Origin of the sequence: Streptomyces sp. NPDC101166, from assembly GCF_044768125.1 — a bacterium.
In the GTDB taxonomy this organism is placed as follows: Bacteria; Actinomycetota; Actinomycetes; order Streptomycetales; family Streptomycetaceae; genus Streptomyces.
In genome coordinates this window covers 1-1,023 of record NZ_JBIWPF010000383.1, presented here as the reverse complement: position 1 = coordinate 1,023, position 1,023 = coordinate 1, and the positions used below count along the sequence as shown (strand labels likewise).

1 other RNA gene and 1 pseudogene are annotated in these 1,023 nt (G+C 65.8%); both read left to right on the top strand.

Annotated features, from left to right (window positions below):
* The first annotated feature begins 173 nt into the window (after positions 1-173).
* Positions 174-268: signal recognition particle sRNA small type (gene ffs, locus ACIRS4_RS39295), an RNA gene on the top strand.
* Positions 269-436: 168 nt separating this feature from the next.
* Positions 437-1,023 (top strand): annotated as a pseudogene (locus ACIRS4_RS39290) (aminotransferase); the annotation flags it as partial.

Genomic DNA, 1,023 nt, shown 5'->3' with positions numbered 1-1,023 from the left:
CCCACCATTGCGCGGTCTCCTGGGCTTTCTGCGGATCGTGCGGAGCACCGGCTCCTGGATCGGAACTCGTCATATCGTCTTCACCCCTCCGGAAAAACGCGGGCGACCCCGCATATCGCAGGCATCGTATCGACCCCGGGCGGCACCGGGCGCGGTGAGCCGCTACACTGGCCGACGGATCCAGCGCGGCGCGCATCCTGTGAACTCCCCCAGGGCCGGAAGGCAGCAAGGGTCAACGGGCTCTGCCGGGTGCGCTGGGTCCCCTTTCTTTTTCCGGCCCGGTCGTCGCGGGTGACGGAAGTACAGATATCCCTGCCGAATCGGAGACGCCGCCTAGTAACCTGGGCGGTTGGGTTCGCGGTGCGCGCAACCCTGGACAAACATCCCACGCCATTGGAAGGGCGCTCAGATGCCTCGGCAGACGCAATTCGGTTTGATGAGCCATGCGGAACTCGTGACGGAACACGAGACGCAGACCGCGAACTACGCGAAGCTCAAGACCGAGAAGCTGACGCTGGACATTACGAGGGGGAAGCCATCGCCCGAGCAGCTGGACCTCTCCCAGGGACTCCTGGAGCTGCCGGGCGCCGCCGACTACCGTGACGCCAACGGCACCGACGTCCGCAATTACGGTGGCCTGCACGGCCTGCCGGAGCTGCGCGCGATCTTCTCCGAACTGCTCGGCATCCCGGTGTCGAATCTGCTGGCCGGCAACAACGCCAGCCTGGAGATGATGCACGACCTGCTGGTGTTCGCCATGCTGCACGGGACCGCGGATTCGGAGCGCCGCTGGGCGGACGAGCCGGTGCTCAAGTTCCTGTGCCCGGTACCGGGTTACGACCGGCACTTCGCGATCACCGAGTCGCTCGGCTTCGAGATGATCCCGATCCCGATGAAGAACGACGGCCCCGACACCCACCTGATCGCGGAGCTGGTCGCGTCCGACCCGAGCATCAAGGGTCTGTGGGCGGTGCCCAACTACTCCAACCCGTCCGGCGTCACGTTCTCCGAAGCCGTTACCCG